The following is a 999-nucleotide window of genomic DNA, read 5'->3' as shown; positions in this document are numbered from 1 at the left end:
TCACCGCTGCGCAGTGCCACCTCCCCATTCGCGGGGCGGTGCGCGAAGCCGGGCGAGCCGAGCCGCGCAAGTCCCTCCGCGGTCGCCCCGCGAATGGGGAGGTGGCACTGCGCAGCGGTGACGGAGGGGTAATCGGCAGGCAAGAACCCCTCCGTCAGCCGCCTGCGGCGTATGCCACTTCACCATCCTTTGGAGGACGGGGAGGGACTGTTGGAAAATCAACGCTTTCCTACACGCCGCTGCGTTGACATGTTCCCCGCCATGACTGCGCACGCGCCCCTTTCCCGTCCTTGCGAAAGCGCGGCGAACGAGGCGGAGTTTTCCGGCCTTGGACAGTGTCTCATGTGTCTCCAACAGCCGCGCGCGCTGCGCCTCAGGCCGCGGCCGAGGCAGGCGGGATCGCCACCGCCTGCGCCACCAGCCCGGCGATGCCGCCCGGCCGCACGTCGAGCGCGATCGGGTGGACCCGGCCGCTGGCGCTCGGCGTGCCGACCACGAAGGTGCGGGTCTGCGGCGCAAGGCTCTCGCCCTCCAGCGTCACATGGACCAGCGGCACGAACAGCGGGGTCTGTCCCTGCCGCAGCGGGGCGATGGCGGAGAGCGGGAGCCGGAGCGTGCCGGTCACGCTGCGCGCCTGGTGGGGGCCGATGCGGTCCACCGAGGCCAGCGCCTGCGCCGTGCCTGCCGAAGGGCCCGCTGCGTCGCCCGCCACCGCGCTCGCCCGCGCGCAGGCGAGCGCGGTGGCGGTGTTGAGATCGCCCACCGCGCGCTCCGACCGGTTGGCGATGGTGAGGCGGTATTCGAGCGTGAACATCATGAGGCTGCGGGTCGCCGCGGTGATCTCGAGCGCGAGGTCGAGGCGCGGCGGCTCCTGCGCGGCAGGGGGCGCTGCGGCGGCGGCGCCTGCGCCTGCGGCCGGCGCGGCGAGGCGCGGCGGTCTCGGCTTGCGGCGCCGCCACAGCAGCGCGCCCGCGGCGGTCAGCCCCAGCGCGCCGAGCC

The 999-nt window shown here is 74.2% G+C and carries 1 protein-coding gene; it reads right to left on the bottom strand.

Annotated elements, in window-relative coordinates:
- Window positions 1–373: 373 nt before the first annotated feature.
- On the bottom strand, window positions 374–999 hold a 626-nt coding region (locus AX708_RS20980; RefSeq protein ID WP_197426421.1), incomplete at its 5' end, for a hypothetical protein.

It is taken from the genome of Erythrobacter sp. CCH5-A1 (assembly GCF_001557115.1).
Classification (GTDB): Bacteria; Pseudomonadota; Alphaproteobacteria; order Sphingomonadales; family Sphingomonadaceae; genus Erythrobacter.
The sequence above is the reverse complement of the archived record's forward strand: the minus strand, read 5'-3'. Positions and strand labels throughout refer to the sequence as shown.